Raw genomic sequence first — 18,084 nt, forward strand, 5'->3', positions numbered from 1 at the left:
AACGACAACGGACAATTAGGCGTCTGCTAGACCAACCGTCAGGACAATTCCTGCGTCGCGGGCTCCGACAACACATCAGCCTCGACGTCCGCCTCGTCCGCATGGTCGGCAACCCCGAGGTCGTCGTACGGGCTCAGTGCCACAAGAACCAATGTCGTGATGCACGCCGCCAACGGCTGAACGATCAGCACCAGCATCGTGCCGATGCCGGGCGCCCGCGCGATGATCTCCCCCACCGCCGGATTGTCGACGGACGGAAATCGCAACTTCGCGATGCCGGCGCCCACTGCAGCCATCAGTGCAGTACCGAGCACTGAACCGATGATCAACCCGCCGAGCGCGTACGGCCCTCGGCTGAGTCTCGCGAGCCACGCGGCCACCCCGGTGAGAACACCGAGAATCAGGGCAAGCAGGAAAAAGATCGCGACCGCATCGAACTGATGAAGACTCTCCCCGGTCAGCGCAATTCCGCGGCCCTCGGCGACAACCAACAGATGCTCGGCCGGCGCCAGGAACGCCCACAGCACTCCGACCAGTGCGCTGACCGCTGCCGTTGAGCAACCGATGAGAAGGGCAGTGCGTAGTCGAGTCCGCCGAAGAGAAATCACACTGTGTGACGCTACCTTCCCCCGTCCATCAGTCGAGAACCTCTCGGAATCAGTGCCGGCGCCGCTACGCTGACCTGACGCACCATTTCATATCAATTGGCGCCCTGAGCGAGGAGCAATCGTGGTTGCACCGCACCAGCCGTGGTTACTTTCCTCACTGCAATCGCCCGGGCAGATCCTCGGCAATCTCGGGCCGAACTGGTTCGCGTCCGTCATGGGCACCGGAATTGTCGCGACGGCAGCAGCAACACTCCCCGTGCAAGTTCGGGGTCAGCAAGTGTTTGCACAGGTGATGTGGACACTCGCCGCGATTTTGCTCGTGGTTCTAGTCGTCGCAGTGGTGGCGCATTGGGTACGCCATCCGACGGTGGCTCGCAGCCATGCGCACAACCCGCAGATGGCGCATTTCTACGGCGCCGCACCGATGGCATTTCTGACAGTGGGAGCCGGAGCGCTTTTGGTCGGAAAGTCTCTCATCGGGGAACGCGCTGCTGTCGGCCTCGACGCGGCGCTGTGGACGATGGGAACCATCGGCGGACTATTTACCGCAATGACCATCCCTTATCTGATGTTCACTCAGCACAAGGTCGAAGCGGACGCGGCCTTCGGCGGGTGGCTGATGCCCGTCGTTCCGCCCATGGTCTCCGCCGCGACCGGCGCGCTGCTCATCCCCCATATGCCGCCCGGCACCGGACGCACGACGATGCTCTACGGCTGTTACGCCATGTTCGGCCTGTCGTTGTTCGCGTCGTTCATCATCATCACGATGGTGTGGAGTCGCCTCGCCCACTTCGGTACCTCCGGGACCGCCCGTGTACCGACTCTGTGGATCGTCCTGGGTCCGCTGGGCCAGTCCATTACCGCGGTCGGCCTGCTCGGAGCGAATGCGCATCTTGCCGTTTCACCGCAGTTGGCATCCGGGATGGGAATCTTTTCGATCCTGTTCGGAGTTCCCGTGTGGGGATTCGCGGTGTTGTGGATCGGATTGGCCACAGCGCTGACAGTCCGGACCGCACGCCAGGGAATGCCATTTGCCCTGACGTGGTGGAGTTTGACTTTTCCGGTCGGCACTTTTGTTACTGGCACAACACAATTGGCGTTGCATACCGAATTGCCGGCTTTCCGATACGCCGCTGCCATAGCCTACGTCGGGCTATTGGGCACGTGGTGCTTGGTGGCAGTCCGAACTGCCCGCGGCAGCCTTCGCGGAAATCTGTTCCTACCGCCTCCGAACACCGGGGCGATCAAAGCACACAAATTCCCACCGGTGACAACACCTCCGACGTGAGTTGCCACCTGGCGCGCGCTACCTGAGCTTTGCGTCGATCGAGTCGACCACCCCGTGACGTGAGCACTTTGCCCACCACCCGTCTGGGCTGATCTGCACGATCATGCGCCGACCGCAGTGCTCGCAGAACCGAGGTGGTTCGAGTCCGAGCGACGCAGCGGCCGGCGTCAGGTCTTCGACGCCCTCGACGAGTCGTCGCCCGGTGTACGGGTTGTATCGCTCGTCCGTGACCGACTCGGTCACAGCGTGTCGTTCAGGGCTTTGATCGGCATCTGCAGATCGATGAGCAAATCGAGGTCACTTTCGGCTGGACGGCCGAGCGTCGTGAGGTAGTTACCGACGATGACGGCATTGATGCCGCCGAGGATTCCCTGCTTGGCACCAAGGTCGCCGAGCGTGATCTCACGCCCACCGGCGAAACGCAGGATGGTGCGCGGCAATGCGAGGCGGAATGCTGCGACGGACTTCAGCGCCTCGCTCGCGGGAAGGACCTCGAGGTCGCCGAACGGCGTACCCGGACGCGGATTGAGGAAGTTGAGCGGAACCTCGTCTGGCTCGAGTTCAGCGAGGTTCGCGGCAAATTCCGCTCGCTGCTCCAGTGTCTCGCCCATTCCCAGAATTCCGCCACAGCACACTTCCATGCCCGCTTCGCGAACCATGCGTAACGTGTTCCACCGCTCGTCCCACGTGTGAGTGGTGACCACGTTCGGGAAATGCGATTTCGAGGTTTCCAGGTTGTGGTTGTAGCGGTGCACTCCCATCGCGGCGAGTTGATCAACCTGCTCCTGCGTCAGCATGCCGAGCGAGCAGGCGATCTGAATGTCGACCTCATTGCGGATCGCTTCGATTCCGGCCGCGACCTGCGCCAGCAACTTCGCGTCCGGCCCACGGACGGCGGCAACGATGCAGAATTCCGTGGCACCCGATTTGGCCGTCTGCTTGGCGGCCTCCACCAGGCTGGGAATATCGAGCCACGCCGCACGCACGGGAGATTGGAAAAGCCCGGACTGCGAGCAGAAATGGCAGTCCTCGGGGCAACCGCCGGTCTTGAGGCTGATGATGCCTTCGACCTCGACTTCCGGCCCACACCATTTCATACGCACATCGTGGGCGAGGGCCAGCAGGTCCTCCAGGCGTTCGTCGCCCAATCGAAGTACGTCGAGCACCTGGCTTTCGCTCAGGCCTTCGCCGCGTTCGAGGACCTGCTCGCGGGCGAGGTCGAGGATGTCGATCGAAGCGGGCGCCGTGCTTACCGAGGTCGGAGTCACCGGGAGTCTCCTTCAAGACTGGAAAATTGAACACCGTACAAGTTGAACGGTGTTCACGTTAGAGGCGAGGTGGAATACTGTCAAAGGCAAGCTCCGATGAGGCCATCGGTTCGATCCACAGAAAACGAGGGGCAAACACGTGCAGTTGCGACGCGGAGACGTTCTGGACGGCGCTATGGCGATCCTCGACGAATTCGGCCTGGCCGACCTCACGATGCGCAGACTCGCCACGTCTCTCGGCGTTCAGCCCGGCGCCCTGTACTGGCATTTCCCGAACAAGCAGACTTTGCTCGGCGCGGTGGTCGACAAGATCCTCGAGGGCGTGGACACCCCGATCGACGCCGAGAACTGGGAAGAATCCTATTCCGAACTGGCACACAGACTTAGGTCCGCTCTGCTCGCGCACCGCGACGGCGCCGAGTTGGTGAGCGCCACCTTCGCGTCACGGATGACGACAAGCGAGGTGCGCGAGAACTTCGTGACGGCCGGACTCACGTCAGGCCTGTCACGGGAACATGCCGAACTCGCAGCCTACGCAGTCCTGTATTACGTCCTCGGGCATACCGTCGACGAACAGTCTCGCGCCCAAATGGAAGAACTCGGCGCCCTGACCAGGGCTCCCATCTCCCCCGACGCCCCGGAGATCATCGGCGGCGGATCCGACGACGATCTCCTCGCCGGCGATCCCACCGTCCGCTTCCAGTTCGGCCTCGACCTGTTCATCGACGGAATACGCGCACGATTGACAAACCCGCACGCTGCGCTACGCAACTCCTGACAACCGCAGCAGTGCGGTGACGCCCGCCGCGACGAACACCACCGCAACCAGTGGAGCTTTGAACCACGCAGCAATCGCGCCGGCGCTCACGCCGACGACACGTGCGGGCCCACCAAAATCGTTGCCGTCGAACAGCATCGACGTCAGCGCTACGGCAACCAGCAGACACACAATACTGCGATCGAGCGACGCAAGCGCCCCAGCGGACAGTGCAACCCGAGCCCGGAGCAGAACTCCACTGACCCGCAAGGCATAAGTGCCACAGGCAAATACGATGATCGCAACACTCACGCCCAGTGCGCTCATCGGGCGTTCTCCCGAAACGGGAGGACAGCAGCCATCCCCAACAAGGCCACAAGTGGGGCCATTCCAGATGGCAAGAAGGTCGAAGTGCCCACCGCTACAACCGCGCCGACGGACGCCGCAATCAACGTGAGTCTCTCCTTCAATGCCGGCAACACCAGCGCGAGAATCACGACCGGAAACGCGGCGTCCAGTCCGAGCGTCGCCGGATCACGGACCACCGAGCCGAGAATTCCGCCCGTCAACGCACCGAGCGGCCAGCAGATCGCGATTCCGATTCCGCACAGCCAGAAGGCCGCTCGCTTTCGCGCGAGAGTGGACTGAGCGGTGGCAATCGCCACGGATTCGTCATTCACCAGGTGCGCGCCCACCACTCGCCGCCAGCCTTGGCCGAGGAATGAGCCGACAGATAATCCGTAGGCAAAATTTCGTGAATTGATCAGTAAGCCGGCAAGAACCGCCGCGAGCGGACTTCCGCCGACGGCGATGATCCCGATGAACAGAAACTCCGACGATGCCCCGAGCACCAGGATCGCAAGCACAAGTAGTTGCCAGAGCGAGAATCCGGCAGACCCGGCAGTGACGCCGTAGGACACCCCCACCACGGCCACAGACGCGCAAATCAACGCGGCCACCCGGACAGTGTCACGATCAAGTGTTCGCCATAGAGAACGCATGTATTCTATGTTGAACGAACTGACACCGTTCGTCAAGGCGAACGAATGATCGGAGCATCGAACAATGGTGAGTGGGGACAGCACACCTCAGCAACTGGTTGCGCGTGCGCTCAAACGAGAGCGCACCCGAGCCGGACTGAGCATCTCCGAAGTCGCACGACGGGCCGACATCGCCAAATCGACACTCTCACAACTCGAATCCGGCCTGGGAAACCCCAGCCTGGAAACGTTGTGGGCTCTCGGAAACGCGCTGGGCGTTCCGTTCGCGCAACTCGTCGACTCTCCGTCGCACCCTGTCCAGTTGATTCGCGCCGGTGACGGCCCGGCCATTGGGTCTGCAAACGCGTCGTACATTGCGACGCTTCTGGCGCCCAGCCCACCGAATGCCCGGCGCGACCTCTACCGGATAGTCGCCGAGCCTGGCGAACCGCGCATATCCACGCCACATGCACGCGGAACCACCGAACACGTTGTCATCGGTCATGGTCGAGCCGAAGTCGGACCGACCACTGACCCCGTCGAACTGGGTCCGGGTGACTACCTCTCCTACCCCGGCGACGAAGACCATATCTTCCGAGCACTCGAACCCGGCACGACGGCAATCCTGGTGTCCGAACATATCTGAGTATCGTGCGATGACTTTTGCGGAAGTGGGCAGTCTATAAATCTAGGCAGTCCTTCTCGACTCGCCCGTACGGCTACCAGCAGGAGGAAGCATGTCCGGATCCAGCATCGGGAGCATTTTGCTCTCCAGCACCAACCCAGATCGGCTGCGCGACTGGTATGCGCAGGCATTTGCGCCGAAAGTCGACCGAACACCCGGAGAACCCGGCTACGACGTCCTCGACTTCAACGGTTTCTACGTGATGATCGACAAACGCGACGACATCGGCGACACCAACAAAGAACCCGGCCGAATGTTCCTCAATATCGAGACCGACGATGCGCGCGCAATTGCGAAGCGGATCGATGCGCTCGACGGAGCCTGGTTCGCCCCGCTAGAAGACCGCGGCGGCAGTTGGTTTGCCACTGCGATCGATCCCGATGGCAACTACATCCAGATTATCGAGTTCGGCGAGGCAGCCCGAGCAGAGATGGAGTCGACCATGAGTGAGGACAAGAAATGAGCGCACTCGGAAGCACAAAGGCCATCAGCGGATTCTCTGTCGACGACATTGACGCGGCCAAGAAATTCTATGGCGAAACCCTTGGATTGAAGGTCACCGACGAGGAAATGGGAATTATCCGCCTGCACCTAGCAGGTGGGACCGAAATACTCGTCTATCCCAAGCCGAATCACGAACCCGCGTCGTACACGATCCTGAATTTCCTCGTGGACGATATCGACAGTACGGTCGACGAACTGACCGGCTACGGAGTGGAGTTCGTCAAATACGACGGATTCCCTCAGGAGGAAAACGGCATCATGCGAGGCAACGGCCCCGATATCGCCTGGTTTACCGACCCGGCCGGAAACGTGATCTCCGTCCTGAAAGAATCCTGACCCGTCTCGGCGCCGAAAAACTACCCGCTGAACAGTTGCGACTGGCGCTGTTCAGCGGTGTCGGCGTTGGAACGTTCCGCCACAGATGCGGTGCGTTCGGACGCCAATTCCTCTGCAGTTTTTTCGATCTCGGCCGGCTCCGTCGCACTGGAGTCGGAGAACAAATTCGATTCGTACATTTGCCACCCTTGTGATTTTCACCCGCCGCGATTTTCACCCTATTGCCGTAGAAACGGCACCTATCCGGAACGGATGACTCAGCGGTTCATCCACCAGTCTTGCACGCCATCGCGTTACCGGAATAAACGGTATCCATGGTTGCGTCCAGAGGAGCGTGGAAAGTGATCGCAGAGCGGGCCAACCACGCACGAATCGTGGATGCCTTCGCGGATGTAGGCAATGCAGTGACCGCATCGCGTGACGCCGAGGCCGGCCCAAAGGTAGTCGCGCGCTAACCCGCCTTCGGGCAGATAAGCACCTGGACTTACGGTCGCGATCATGCCTCCGCCTGGCATATCGCCGAAGTGTGCCGGATTGATCGAAGGTCAGGGCGAACGAAAGTCGCTGTCCACCAAGGACAGTCAAACCCCTTGCCCGCCGGCCAGCAGCGCCGGACTCACAGCGAACAAACCGCCGTACTGCACATACGCACATGGCGGTCATCAGTACTGCCCACGATCAGTGCTGCGTCAAAACCGGAAATCAGACACACATATAGCGAGAATCGTACTTCCATCCTCCTAAGGATTGCAATACTTGAAATGCTTAGGGTTCCGTGATTAGCTCACGATCAACGAAGAGTGGCGCACGTCACGACCCAATCGGTCAGTCGAGGCCCGTCTACTCACCCCCAAAAATCTCTCCTCACCACAGGAGGCACTCCTTGACACAGGCGGCCCGCTACACCAGCCCAGCGCAATTCACCCTCGCCGAGGGCTGGAATCTCACCCGGCTCACTCCCCCGAGCAGGCTGTTCGGCGCAAACGGACTCCGCACCGGACCGGACGGCCGCGTCTACGTGGCACAGGTGGCAGGCAGCCAGATCAGCGCGCTCGACATCAACACCGGCAACCTCGAGACCATCAGCGCCATGGGCAGCGACATCGTTGCGCCCGACGACGTCGCCTTCGATCCCACCGGTGACCTGTACATCACCGAGTACTACGACGGCCGGGTCAGCGTGCGCGAATCAAGCGGCAGCACGCGGCTTTTGCGCGACGACCTCCCCGGAGTCAACGGAATCACGTTCCACCAGGGGCGACTGTTCGTCAACGAGTGCCGCATCGGTGGCCGGTTGATGGAACTGAGCCTCGACGGCGGCGCACCCCGGATACTTCTCGAAAACCTCCCGATGCCCAACGGCATGGAGGTCGGTCCCGACGGGAAGCTGTACTACCCGGTGCTCGGGACCAACGAAATCTGGCGCATCGACCCCGACGGCAACGGTGAACCCGAACGCGTCGCAGCAGATCTCGGCGTCCCGGACGCAGTCAAGTTCGACTCCGAGGGCTTCATCGTCTCCACCCAGGTGGCGTCGGGCGAAGTGCTGCGGATCAATCCCCGCAACGGCGATCGCACCGTACTGGCAAGCCTCAATCCCGGACTCGACAACCTCACCTTCGTAGGTGATCGACTGTTCGTATCGAGTTTCACCGGCCAGATCACGGAGATCCTCGATGGTGGCCGAACCCGCACCGCCTTGGCCGACGGTTTGACTTGGCCCCTGGATTTGACCGTTGGCCCGGACGGCACGTTGTACATCGCCGATGGCACCTTCTTGCTCGCACTCGAACCGAGCGGCGAACTCCGCACTCTCGGAATGCTTTTCAGCCCAGGATACCCCGGTTACATCCGCGGAATGACGGCCGTCGGCGACGGCGAATTCATCGTCGCGGGCAACGGAACCGTTTCGCGCTACAACGCCGTCACCGCTGAAAGTGAGGTCCTCGCCGAAGGACTCGACCAACTCTACGGTGTCGCGGTCTCCGCGAACGGAACCATCGCGGTTGCCGACCTGGGAGCAGGCAAAGTTGTTGCCGTCGGGTCGAGCGGGCAGGTTGAAGAATTGGCCTCGGGACTGCACGACCCGATGGGCGTGGCCTTCACCGCGGACGGTACCTGCCTGGTCTCCGAAGCCGGCGCCGGACGAATCGTCGCGATCAACGGCTCCAGCGTCGACACGATCGTCGACGGACTCGAGAACCCGCAGGGAATTCTTGTTCGGGGCGGCGTGCTCTACATCGTCGATGTCGGAACAAAAGCCCTGATCAGCTTCGATCTGTCGACCAAGATTCAGCAGCGAGTTGCCGGCAATCTGCCGGTGGGCGCACCCGAGGGTGTCACCCCCAAGCCGCTGCTGGGACTAGCGCCGTTCTCCGGTCCTCAGGGCCCGTTCGCCGGCATCGCGGCCGGACCGGACGGAACAATCTACGTCTCCGCAGATGCAGAGGGCAGCGTCCTGGCACTACGCAAGGCAGTGTGAGCCGCGCCATGAGCAACAGCCAAGTTGGCGACAGCTTTGTCGGTCTGGACGGACGCATCGTGGTTGTCTCGGGCGCAGCAGGCGGCGGGATCGGCACGTCGGTAACGAGCATGCTTGCCCGCGCCGGAGCAACCGTGATCGCCGTGAGCCGTTCCAAGGAAAACCTCGACACCCACATCGCACCACTTATCGCGCAGGGTCTTTCGATCATCCCACTCGCGGCCGATGCGTCCACCGACGACGGTATTGCCATCGTGCGGGAGCAGATTCGACGCACCGACGGCAAACTGCACGGATTGGTCAACGTCGCCGGCGGCGCTGCCCCTGCAACCTGGATGCCGTCCACTCGCGTCACCCGAGCGGACTGGCGTGAATTGTTCACGGCAAATCTCGAAACGATGTTCTTCATGAGCCAGATGGTCGCGTCGGAATTGAAGGCGCAGAGCCGTCCGGGTTCCATCGTGTCGATCTCGTCGATCAGCGGAATGAACACCGCGCCTTTTCATATCGGTTACGGCAGCGCAAAAGCCGCCTTGGTCGCGGCAACCCGCACGATGGCCGTGGAACTCGCCGAAGTCGGTATTCGAGTGAACGCCATCGCTCCCGGCGTGACCGCCACCCCTGCGTCCTCCACCTACGTCGACGACGATCCCGAGCGTGATCGCCGCGCCATCACGATGGGTCGACGCGGCCGCCCTGAGGAGCAAGCCGGTGCAATTCTCTTCCTGCTGTCGGATCTCTCGACCTACATCACCGGACAGACATTGCTCGTGGACGGCGGACTGAATCTCAAGTGGACGCACATGGGCCCAGATCACACGTCACTTTTTCTCAAGGACGAATCGTTCCGCGACGCGATAACGCACTGACACAGAACCGATGTGAAGAGGAGACACCATGACCGACACCGCCGAGAGCATTCCGGAATCGACTGTAACCGAGTCACATTCCACACCACTCACCATCGGTGTGGAGGCATACATTTCGCAGACGTATGCCCGCGCCGAGGGCGACAAGCTGTGGTCGAAAGTATGGCAGCAGGTCGGTCGGGTGGAGGAAATTCCCAAGGTCGGCGACTTTCTCACCTACGAAATTCTCGATGAATCGGTCATCATCGTGCGCTCGACCCCGGACACGATCAGTGCTTACCACAACGTCTGCTCCCACCGCGGTCGCCGACTCGTCGACACGCCGCCCGGTGCCCACGAAGCCCGCGGCCAGGCAAGGCAATTCATCTGCGGGTTTCACGGCTGGCGGTACGACCTCGACGGCAAGAACACCTTCGCCGCCGAACGTCAGGACTGGCCGTGTGGGTTGACCGAGGAATCAACGAAGCTGCGTGGTGTCACAGTGGACACCTGGGGTGGATGGATCTGGATCAACATGGATCCGGGCTGCGAACCTCTACGTGACTATCTCGAGCCCGCGGCTTCTCTTCTCGATCATTTCCACCTCGAGAACATGCGGTACCGCTGGCGCAAATGGCTTGTCTTCGACTGCAACTGGAAGGTTGCGCTCGAAGCGTTCATGGAGACCTACCATGTTCCGTACACCCACCCGGAGTTCATGAACTTCGGGAATTTTCTCGGTTGGTCGCGCGCCCAAGGTAAGCACAGCAACATCGGCTACGACGCACCGAAGGGCATGGAAGAAAACCAGGCAAAACTGCGCATCGGCAGCGGCGCGGACCCCCGTAAGTCGACCATCGAAATGCAGAACTTCACGTGGGAAAATGCAAACACCAATACAACTCGGACCCTCGTCGATGCGGCCCAGCGACTGATCGACGAACTCCCCGAGGGCACCCCATCGGATCAGGTTCTGCGTCACTGGCTGGATTCGGCCAGGCGCGACGACGAAGCGCGTGGCGTGATCTGGCCGACCGTCGACCCACAGGTTGTCGCCGCAAGTGGCACGGCGTGGCAGATCTTCCCGAACTTCCAGATCGGGCACGCCCTGAACAACATGCTCTGCTACAGCGCCCGGCCATACGGCGACGATCCGAACAAGTGCATCTTCGAGGCCGCTGTCTACGAACTCTTCCCCGCAGGCGAGGAACCGGAAACCGAATGGGAGTTCACCCCGCCGGAGGATCCGGCCTGGCGAACCGTCCTGCCACAAGACTTCGTGAACATGGCTGCGGTCCAGAAAGGTATGAAGTCGCAAGGCTTTTCAGGGCCGAAACCCAACCCGTACCGCGAACGCAGCATCGTCAACCTCCACCACAACCTAGCCACGTACATGGGTACCGGTGCGCCGGTGGATCTCGCCTGACTCCTCACATCGTGTACTGACTTGCTCTGACGAAAGAAGATCCGATGACCGCACCGACCCAAGCTACGGCCATGACGCCTTGCGCGCCCACACACACTCCCGAAGTCGACATCGACGCTCTCCGGGCGAAGTACCTCCTCGAACGCGACAAGCGTGTTCGTCCCGAAGGTCAGCAGCAGTACGTGGAGGCCGCCGACGAATTCGCGGGTTTCTACGAGAGCGATCCGCACCTGCCCGTCGAACCGCGCGAGCCCATCACCGACGACATCGAGGTCGTAGTCCTCGGCGGTGGATTCTGCGGCCTCATTGCCGCGCACCGCCTTCAGCAGGCGGGCGTCACAGACTTCAAGATCGTCGAACTCGGTGGCGACTTCGGCGGCGTCTGGTACTGGAACCGCTACCCGGGAATCCAGATCGACTCGGACGCCTACTGTTACCTCCCGCTGCTCGAGGAAACCGGCTACATGCCGAAGGAGCGGTTCTCGCACGGCGACGAGTGCTTCGAGCACGCTCAGCGCATCGGTAAACACTTCGGGTTCTACGACAATGCGATCTTCCATACCTTGATCCGCTCGCTGGAATGGGACGAGGAGATCAATCGCTGGCAGATCCGTACCAATCGCGGCGACGAGATCCGTGCTCGTTTTGTCGTCATGGCACAGGGCCCATACAACCGGCCGAAGCTTCCGGGTATCCCCGGGATCACGGACTTCAAGGGACACACATTCCACACGGCTCGTTGGGATTACGACTACACCGGCGGCGACCTGCACGGCGGGCTGGACAAGATCGCCGACAAACGAATCGCCGTCATCGGCACCGGATCGAGTGGTATTCAGGCGATCCCTCACCTGGCAAAAGGCGCGAAGCACCTGACCGTCTTCCAGCGGACACCGTCGTACATCTTCGAGCGAGCCAACTACCCGACCGATCCCCAATGGGTGAACAGTCTCGAGCCAGGTTGGCGGGCAGCACGTCAGCGCAACTTCCACAATGCCGCCTTTGCCTTCTACTCCCCCGGCGAGCCGGATCTCATTTGCGACGGCTGGACCGAAGTGTCGCGCAACATGGCCGCGAAACTGACCGAAACCAACGGCTGGGCTGCGCTCGCCGATCCGGTGAAGTTCATGGAACTCAAGGAGATCGAGGACTACCGATCGATGGAACGGCTCCGCCGACGGATCGAGGAGATCGTCGACGACTCGGACACTGCGGAACTACTGAAGCCGTACTACCGCAACATGTGCAAGCGTCCCGTCTTCAACGACGACTATCTCCCGACCTTCAATCGCCCGAACGTCACTCTGATCGATGTGTCGGAAACCAAAGGCGTGGAACGGATCACCGAGAAGGGCGTGATGGTCGACGGCGTCGAGCTCGAGTTCGACGCGATCGTGTTCGCGAGTGGGTTCGAGATCACCACCGCGCTCGACCGCCAGTTCGACATCGCGCCGTTTGCCGGTCGCGACGGAACCTCCCTCTACGACCACTGGGGCAAGGGATTCCGCACCCTGCACGGTGTCATGGCGCACGGCTTCCCCAACCACTTCGCCACCGGCTTCGTTCAAGGCGGAGTCACCGCATCGACAACGCTGATGTTCGAGCAGCAGGCCGACCATATCGCGTACATCATCAAAGAGGCCCAGGCGCGCGGAGCCACGCATGTCGAACCCACCGCGGCAGCCGAAGAAGGCTGGATCCAGACCATCCGGGCCCACTCGATCGACAACAGCACGTTCACGTCGGAATGCACCCCCGGCTATTACAACAGCGAAGGCGAGCCGAACGGGCGCTCATTCCTCGGCGACCCGTTCTGGGGCGGCTTCTACGAACTGGGCGAAATCCTTCAAACCTGGCGGGACACAGGCACATTGGAAGGCCTGAAACTCGATGTCTGAGGCCCGCTTCGACGGTCGTGTTGCCGTCATTACCGGCGCCGGCAGAGGAATCGGACGTGAGTACGCACTACTACTCGCGTCCAAAGGGGCCAAAGTGGTCGTCAACGATCCCGGTGTCGGGATCAGCGGTGAGAATACAGATAGCGGAGTCGCCAGTGCGGTCGTCGCGGAGATCACTGCTGCCGGCGGCGATGCAGTCGCGAGCACTGCCTCCGTTGCAACCGCACCGGGCGGCCAGGCGATCGTCAACGCGGCCATCGAGCACTACGGACGTATCGACATCCTCATCCACAACGCCGGAAACAACCGCTACGCACCGCTGACGGAGATGACGTACGAGGATTTCGACGCAGTTCTCGACGTTCACCTCCGCGGCGCATTTCACGTACTGCGGCCGGCATTCCCGCTGATGTGCGACGCCGGATACGGCCGGATCGTGCTGACCTCGTCGATCGGCGGTCTGTACGGAAACAACCGCATCGCGAACTACGCGGCGTCCAAGGCCGGCATCATCGGACTGTCCAACGTGGCAGCAATCGAGGGTGCCGACCACGGCGTCTTGTCCAACGTCGTCATTCCCGCAGCGATCACGCGGTTGGCCGACGGGCTCGACACGTCGTCGTACCCGCCCATGGGACCGGAACTCACGGCCCCGACGGCCGCCTGGCTGGCTCACGAATCCTGTTCCATCACCGGCGAAATGCTGGTGACAATCGGCGGCCGCGTTGCTCGGGCATTCATCGCCGAAACCCCCGGGGTGTACCAACCGTCATGGTCGATCGAGGAGGTTGGAAGGCAGATCGACGCCATCCGCGACGTCCGCGATCCGTGGATCCTGCCTGTCGTCCCGTCAGCTCACGTCGACCACATCACCAAGAGTTTTGCGATAGCCATGGAGGGCAACGCACATGTCAGTTAAGGTTTACGAACGCATTTTGCAACTCTTCGAAGCCGAGGGCATCAACACGATTTTCGGAATCCCCGACCCGAACTTCGTGCACATGTTCCACCTCGCCGAGGAACGCGGATGGAATGTGGTTGCGCCGCACCATGAAGAGTCGGCCGGATTCATGGCTGAGGCCGTATCGCGCATGACCGGCAAGGCCGCGGTGTGTATCGGTACCCTTGGCCCCGGCGTCGCAAACCTGGCCGGCGCCATGATGTGCGCCAAAGTCGAGAACTCACCGGTGATCTTCCTCGGTGGCCAGCGCGCCCGCATCACCGAACAGCGCGTTCGACGTGGGCGCATTCAATTCGTCAAACAGGCAAACCTCTTCGAAGCATCCGTAAAATACAGTGCCAGTATCGAATACGCCGATCAGACGGACGAAATTATCCGCGAAGGACTGCGGAAAGCGCTGTCCGGCACCCCTGGACCCGTGTACATCGAATACCCCTCCCACATCATCCAGGAAGAGCTGGACGTGCCAGACCCGTTGCCCCCCAATGCGTATCGCATGGTCGGACAGACTGCGGGCCCAGACTTCGTTGCCGAAGCGGTGAAATTGATCCAAGCGGCCCAGCAACCCATTCTGCTCATCGGGCACGGAGTCCACACCTCCCGCGCCGGCGAATCCGTCAAGGCACTCGCAGATGCCATGGCCTGCCCTGTCATTCAGACCTCAGGGGGCACCTCCTTCATCGAAGGACTCGAGAACCGCACCTTTCCATACGGCTTCTCCTCCGCCGCTGTCGACGCCGTGGTGAAATCCGACCTGTGCCTGGCAATCGGCACCGAACTCGGAGAGCCGGTCCACTACGGCCGGGGCCGGCACTGGATCGCGAACGAAGCGAGCCGGAAATGGATCCTCGTCGAACAGGATCCGGAGGCGATCGGCGTCAACCGCAGGATCGACGTGCCCCTCGTCGGCGATCTCCGCGCGATTGTTCCCCAACTCTCCGACGCGCTGTGGGATGCACCGCGCACGGCGACCCCCGAGCTCGACGGCTGGATCACACAGGATGCGACGCAGCTGGCGGAACTTGCCGAAACCGCGCCGTCCGGTATGTCTCCGGTGCATCCCGCTCGTCTGATTGTCGAGGCGACCAAGGATTTCCCGAGCGACGGCATCATGGTCCGAGACGGCGGCGCCACCACTATCTTCGGCTGGACGTACTCACAGGCAAAACCCCACGACGTGATGTGGAATCAGAACTTCGGCCACCTCGGCACCGGGCTCCCGTATGCCGTCGGCGCCGGTGTAGCTGACGGCGGCCAACGTCCCATCATGTTGATCACCGGCGACTCGTCGTTCCAATTCCACATCGCAGAACTGGAAACCGCTGCGCGACTCAACCTGCCGCTGGTCTGCGTAGTTGCCGTCGACTATGCGTGGGGACTCGAGGTGGGTGTCTACAAACGCACCTACGGCCAGGGATCACTCGAGACCGGTGTTCACTGGAGCACAGATACGCGGCTCGACAAGGTTGCCGAAGGCTTCGGCTGCTACGGGGAGTACGTCGACCGCGACGAGGATATCGCGCCGGCGATCAAGCGCGCCTACGCCAGCGGTAAGCCGGGTGTCATCCACGTTGCCGTCGACCCCAAGGCGAATTCCGAGGAAATGCCGAGCTACGACGAGTTCCGAACATGGTACGCAGAAGGCACTCAGTGAACATTCCAGCTCGCATCATGCCCGGCTCGACGAGTACTCACGAACACTGCGAAAGGGACCAGAACAGTCATGCGTGAATATCTGAAGTTCTACATCGGCGGACAATGGGTCGATCCAGCGGAGTCCAGCACACTAGAGGTTGTCAATCCTGCGACCGAGAAGGTCTGCGGCACAGTAGCATCAGGATCACCGGCAGACGTCGACCGCGCCGTTGCGGCAGCAGGCGACGCGTTCTCGAGTTGGTCTGCAACCAGCCGCGAGGAACGACTCACGATTCTGCGAAACATTCTCACCGAGTATCAGAACCGGATGGGCGACCTCGCTGCAGCTCTGACGGAGGAGATGGGCGCACCGAACGCGCTGGCCAACGGTTTCCAGGTGAACCTTGGTGCCGGTCATCTCACCACCGCGATCGATGCGCTCGAGAACTTCGTCTTCGAGGAGCAGCAGGGCGATTCACTGATCGTCAAAGAACCGATCGGAGTCTGCGGATTGATCACCCCGTGGAACTGGCCGATCAGCCTCATTGCCGTGAAAGTCTTCCCCGCACTGGCAACGGGTTGCACCATGGTGCTCAAACCTTCGGAGAAGTCGCCGTTCACCGGCCAGATCTTCACCGAAATCCTCGACGCTGCAGGAGTTCCCGCCGGCGTGTTCAACCTCGTCCAGGGCGACGGACCCACTGTCGGGGCAGCACTGTCCGCACACCCGGGCGTCGACATGATCTCGTTCACCGGCTCCACCCGCGCCGGCATCGACATCGCCACCAACGCCGCACCCGGCGTCAAGCGAGTCTCGCAGGAGCTCGGCGGCAAGAGCCCCAACATCATCCTCGACGACGGCGACTTCGCCGAGAACGTCGCAAAGGGTGTGGCAACCATGATGATGAACTCCGGGCAGACGTGCAGCGCACCATCACGCATGCTTGTGCCCAATTCCCGGATGGCAGAAGCCATCAGCGCCGCACAAGAGGCAGCATCACAGGTGACCGTGGGTGATCCGGGCGGCGATTCTGCAATCGGCCCCGTAGTGTCCGAGGCCCAGTTCGAGAAGATCCAGTCCCTGATCGACAAGGGGATCGGCGAAGGTGCGACGCTGGTTGCGGGCGGCCTCGGACGTCCGGACGACTTGCCGACGGGCTACTACGTCCGCCCCACCGTTTTTGCCGACGTCACCAACAACATGACCATCGCCCGCGAGGAAATCTTCGGACCGGTTCTCACGATTCTCGGCTACGACAACATCGACGACGCCATCGACATCGCAAACGACACCGAGTACGGCCTCGCCGGATTTGTTGCCGGCGCGGACCTCGAGCAAGCTCGCGCCGTCGCTCGACGGATCCGCGCCGGGTCCGTCGCCATCAATGACGGATTCGACTTCGCCGCACCGTTCGGCGGCTACAAGAAGAGCGGCAACGGACGTGAGTGGGGCGGGTTCGGTTTCCACGACTACCTGGAGATCAAGGGCATGCTCGGCTACACCGCTGACGCTTCCTGAAATAGCACGGGAGATGAGTTCTCTGTCGGGCAAAGTTGCTGTGGTCACGGGCGCCAGTCGCGGTATCGGGAAAGGAATCGCGCTGGCGCTCGCAGAGCAGGGCGCCGTCGTCTACGTCACGGGACGCACGGTTCTCGCTGGGTCGAATCCTCTACCCGGCACGATCGCAGAGACAGCAGCTGAGTGTACGCGGCGCGGCGGCAAGGGCGTTGCCGTCGCAGTGGACCACGCCGACGACGCACAGGTTGCTGCCCTGTTCCACCAGGTACGAGACGAGCAAGGCCGATTGGACATTCTTGTCAACAACGCATTCTCCTTGCCCGAAGACCTGACCGACCCACAGTCCTTCTGGGAGAAACCGCTCTCCCATTGGGAAATGGTGGATGTCGGCGTCCGCTCGAACTTCGTAGCAGCTTGGCATGCCGCCAAGATCATGACACCGCACAAGTCCGGCCTCATAGTGGCCGTCTCCGGATACACCGGCGTCACTTACACCTACAACGTCATCTTCGGCACGGCGAAGTCTGCGGTGGACCGGATGGCACGAGATATGGCCATCGAGCTGAAACCGCATAACGTGACGTCCCTTTCGCTCTGGCAGGGCCTCACCTTCACCGAACGCGCGCAGCGAAACCTGGCGAATGTCCCTGGGTTGGATGGCCGGGCTGCTACTCGGCCGGAGGACGGCTGCACCCCGGAATTCCCGGGTCGCGTCATCGCAGCTCTCGCCGTCGACACAAATCTCGCGACACGCTCGGGCGGCACCTTCATCACCGCCGAACTTGCCCACGAATACGGAATCAAAGACGTTGACGGCAAGGTCGTTCCGTCGCTGCGCTCGTCGCGCGGCGCGCCCATCTGGGTCTCCGATCTTCAGTGATCGTGATCA

20 protein-coding genes are annotated in these 18,084 nt (G+C 61.7%); 14 read left to right on the forward strand and 6 right to left on the reverse strand.

What is annotated here, in order from left to right; genetic code table 11:
- Positions 1-38: 38 nt before the first annotated feature.
- Positions 39-608, reverse strand: a complete 570-nt coding sequence (locus EEB13_RS00910) for a DUF2567 domain-containing protein (protein ID WP_141484427.1) — start codon at positions 606-608, stop codon at positions 39-41.
- Positions 609-729: 121 nt separating this feature from the next.
- On the opposite strand from EEB13_RS00910, the gene EEB13_RS00915 reads away from it, so the two are divergent.
- The gene (locus tag EEB13_RS00915) at positions 730-1,896 is read left to right on the forward strand and encodes a TDT family transporter (protein WP_257013047.1); all 1,167 of its coding nucleotides are present in this window, start codon (positions 730-732) and stop codon (positions 1,894-1,896) included.
- A gap of 18 nt (positions 1,897-1,914) precedes the next feature.
- Here the strand turns inward: EEB13_RS00915 and EEB13_RS00920 are convergent, their stop codons facing one another.
- Both EEB13_RS00920 and bioB read right to left on the reverse strand, forming a co-directional pair.
- A complete protein-coding gene (locus EEB13_RS00920; RefSeq protein WP_141484428.1) occupies positions 1,915-2,139 on the reverse strand; it encodes a hypothetical protein in 225 nt (74 codons plus the stop codon).
- Positions 2,136-3,164 carry a biotin synthase BioB gene (gene bioB, locus EEB13_RS00925; protein ID WP_033230938.1) on the reverse strand — a complete coding sequence of 343 codons (1,029 nt, stop codon included), beginning with the start codon at positions 3,162-3,164 and terminating at the stop codon, positions 2,136-2,138. Before bioB ends, EEB13_RS00920 begins: the two co-directional genes overlap by 4 nt.
- Before the next feature lie 139 nt (positions 3,165-3,303).
- Here bioB and EEB13_RS00930 point away from each other — a divergent pair, with 139 nt between their 5' ends.
- Positions 3,304-3,942: a TetR/AcrR family transcriptional regulator C-terminal domain-containing protein gene (locus tag EEB13_RS00930; RefSeq protein WP_045070205.1), complete on the forward strand. Its 639-nt coding sequence runs from the start codon at positions 3,304-3,306 to the stop codon at positions 3,940-3,942.
- On the opposite strand, the gene EEB13_RS00935 is transcribed toward EEB13_RS00930, so the two are convergent.
- The gene (locus tag EEB13_RS00935) at positions 3,928-4,248 is read right to left on the reverse strand and encodes an AzlD domain-containing protein (protein ID WP_141484429.1); all 321 of its coding nucleotides are present in this window, start codon (positions 4,246-4,248) and stop codon (positions 3,928-3,930) included. The two genes, EEB13_RS00930 and EEB13_RS00935, sit on opposite strands and share 15 nt — an antisense overlap.
- Positions 4,245-4,922, reverse strand: coding sequence for an AzlC family ABC transporter permease (locus EEB13_RS00940; RefSeq protein ID WP_222839780.1), 678 nt, complete (start codon positions 4,920-4,922; stop codon positions 4,245-4,247). Before EEB13_RS00940 ends, EEB13_RS00935 begins: the two co-directional genes overlap by 4 nt.
- A gap of 64 nt (positions 4,923-4,986) precedes the next feature.
- Between EEB13_RS00940 and EEB13_RS00945 the strand changes: the two genes are divergently transcribed.
- The 3 genes from EEB13_RS00945 (at position 4,987) to EEB13_RS00955 (ending at position 6,426) form a co-directional block, all read left to right on the forward strand.
- Positions 4,987-5,547 carry a helix-turn-helix domain-containing protein gene (locus EEB13_RS00945; protein ID WP_116101420.1) on the forward strand — a complete coding sequence of 187 codons (561 nt, stop codon included), beginning with the start codon at positions 4,987-4,989 and terminating at the stop codon, positions 5,545-5,547.
- Between the two features lie 91 nt (positions 5,548-5,638).
- A complete protein-coding gene (locus tag EEB13_RS00950) occupies positions 5,639-6,049 on the forward strand; it encodes a VOC family protein (protein WP_141484431.1) in 411 nt (136 codons plus the stop codon).
- Entirely contained in the window at positions 6,046-6,426 is a 381-nt protein-coding gene (locus tag EEB13_RS00955) for a VOC family protein (protein ID WP_141484432.1), read from the forward strand. The genes EEB13_RS00950 and EEB13_RS00955 overlap by 4 nt, the downstream gene beginning before the upstream one ends.
- A gap of 20 nt (positions 6,427-6,446) precedes the next feature.
- Here the strand turns inward: EEB13_RS00955 and EEB13_RS31335 are convergent, their stop codons facing one another.
- The gene (locus tag EEB13_RS31335) at positions 6,447-6,605 is read right to left on the reverse strand and encodes a hypothetical protein (protein WP_172936148.1); all 159 of its coding nucleotides are present in this window, start codon (positions 6,603-6,605) and stop codon (positions 6,447-6,449) included.
- Positions 6,606-6,740: 135 nt separating this feature from the next.
- On the opposite strand from EEB13_RS31335, the gene EEB13_RS31340 reads away from it, so the two are divergent.
- The 9 genes from EEB13_RS31340 to EEB13_RS00995 all read left to right on the forward strand — a co-directional run bounded on the left by EEB13_RS31340 (position 6,741) and on the right by EEB13_RS00995 (position 18,075).
- Complete coding sequence (locus EEB13_RS31340) at positions 6,741-6,881, forward strand: hypothetical protein (RefSeq protein ID WP_187328468.1); 141 nt, start codon at positions 6,741-6,743, stop codon at positions 6,879-6,881.
- Positions 6,882-7,309: 428 nt separating this feature from the next.
- A complete protein-coding gene (locus EEB13_RS00960) occupies positions 7,310-8,908 on the forward strand; it encodes an SMP-30/gluconolactonase/LRE family protein (RefSeq protein ID WP_239654795.1) in 1,599 nt (532 codons plus the stop codon).
- Between the two features lie 8 nt (positions 8,909-8,916).
- The gene (locus EEB13_RS00965; RefSeq protein ID WP_033230943.1) at positions 8,917-9,777 is read left to right on the forward strand and encodes an SDR family NAD(P)-dependent oxidoreductase; all 861 of its coding nucleotides are present in this window, start codon (positions 8,917-8,919) and stop codon (positions 9,775-9,777) included.
- Between the two features lie 28 nt (positions 9,778-9,805).
- Positions 9,806-11,182 carry an aromatic ring-hydroxylating oxygenase subunit alpha gene (locus EEB13_RS00970; RefSeq protein WP_095886472.1) on the forward strand — a complete coding sequence of 459 codons (1,377 nt, stop codon included), beginning with the start codon at positions 9,806-9,808 and terminating at the stop codon, positions 11,180-11,182.
- 44 nt (positions 11,183-11,226) lie between these two features.
- Positions 11,227-13,080: a flavin-containing monooxygenase gene (locus EEB13_RS00975; RefSeq protein ID WP_233365756.1), complete on the forward strand. Its 1,854-nt coding sequence runs from the start codon at positions 11,227-11,229 to the stop codon at positions 13,078-13,080.
- Entirely contained in the window at positions 13,073-13,999 is a 927-nt protein-coding gene (locus EEB13_RS00980) for an SDR family NAD(P)-dependent oxidoreductase (protein WP_141484433.1), read from the forward strand. Before EEB13_RS00975 ends, EEB13_RS00980 begins: the two co-directional genes overlap by 8 nt.
- Positions 13,989-15,695, forward strand: coding sequence for a thiamine pyrophosphate-binding protein (locus tag EEB13_RS00985; RefSeq protein WP_033230946.1), 1,707 nt, complete (start codon positions 13,989-13,991; stop codon positions 15,693-15,695). Before EEB13_RS00980 ends, EEB13_RS00985 begins: the two co-directional genes overlap by 11 nt.
- Before the next feature lie 69 nt (positions 15,696-15,764).
- On the forward strand, positions 15,765-17,195 hold the full coding sequence (locus EEB13_RS00990; RefSeq protein WP_141484434.1) for an aldehyde dehydrogenase family protein: 1,431 nt from the start codon (positions 15,765-15,767) through the stop codon (positions 17,193-17,195).
- A gap of 13 nt (positions 17,196-17,208) precedes the next feature.
- The gene (locus EEB13_RS00995; protein WP_141484435.1) at positions 17,209-18,075 is read left to right on the forward strand and encodes an SDR family NAD(P)-dependent oxidoreductase; all 867 of its coding nucleotides are present in this window, start codon (positions 17,209-17,211) and stop codon (positions 18,073-18,075) included.
- The last annotated feature ends 9 nt before the right edge of the window (positions 18,076-18,084 follow it).

The organism is Rhodococcus sp. WS3, from assembly GCF_003797085.1.
GTDB lineage: Bacteria > Actinomycetota > Actinomycetes > Mycobacteriales > Mycobacteriaceae > Rhodococcus_F > Rhodococcus_F globerula.

Bases quoted from the DNA above. Each gene is read 5' to 3' on its own strand.
- EEB13_RS00935 (WP_141484429.1), bottom strand. From the start codon at position 4,248: ATGAGCGCACTGGGCGTGAGTGTTGCGATCATCGTATTTGCCTGTGGC.
- EEB13_RS00940 (WP_222839780.1), bottom strand. From the start codon at position 4,922: ATGCGTTCTCTATGGCGAACACTTGATCGTGACACTGTCCGGGTGGCC.
- EEB13_RS00945 (WP_116101420.1), top strand. From the start codon at position 4,987: ATGGTGAGTGGGGACAGCACACCTCAGCAACTGGTTGCGCGTGCGCTC.
- EEB13_RS00950 (WP_141484431.1), top strand. From the start codon at position 5,639: ATGTCCGGATCCAGCATCGGGAGCATTTTGCTCTCCAGCACCAACCCA.
- EEB13_RS00955 (WP_141484432.1), top strand. From the start codon at position 6,046: ATGAGCGCACTCGGAAGCACAAAGGCCATCAGCGGATTCTCTGTCGAC.
- EEB13_RS31335 (WP_172936148.1), bottom strand. From the start codon at position 6,605: ATGTACGAATCGAATTTGTTCTCCGACTCCAGTGCGACGGAGCCGGCC.
- EEB13_RS31340 (WP_187328468.1), top strand. From the start codon at position 6,741: ATGGTTGCGTCCAGAGGAGCGTGGAAAGTGATCGCAGAGCGGGCCAAC.
- EEB13_RS00965 (WP_033230943.1), top strand. From the start codon at position 8,917: ATGAGCAACAGCCAAGTTGGCGACAGCTTTGTCGGTCTGGACGGACGC.
- EEB13_RS00970 (WP_095886472.1), top strand. From the start codon at position 9,806: ATGACCGACACCGCCGAGAGCATTCCGGAATCGACTGTAACCGAGTCA.
- EEB13_RS00975 (WP_233365756.1), top strand. From the start codon at position 11,227: ATGACCGCACCGACCCAAGCTACGGCCATGACGCCTTGCGCGCCCACA.
- EEB13_RS00980 (WP_141484433.1), top strand. From the start codon at position 13,073: ATGTCTGAGGCCCGCTTCGACGGTCGTGTTGCCGTCATTACCGGCGCC.
- EEB13_RS00985 (WP_033230946.1), top strand. From the start codon at position 13,989: ATGTCAGTTAAGGTTTACGAACGCATTTTGCAACTCTTCGAAGCCGAG.
- EEB13_RS00990 (WP_141484434.1), top strand. From the start codon at position 15,765: ATGCGTGAATATCTGAAGTTCTACATCGGCGGACAATGGGTCGATCCA.
- EEB13_RS00995 (WP_141484435.1), top strand. From the start codon at position 17,209: ATGAGTTCTCTGTCGGGCAAAGTTGCTGTGGTCACGGGCGCCAGTCGC.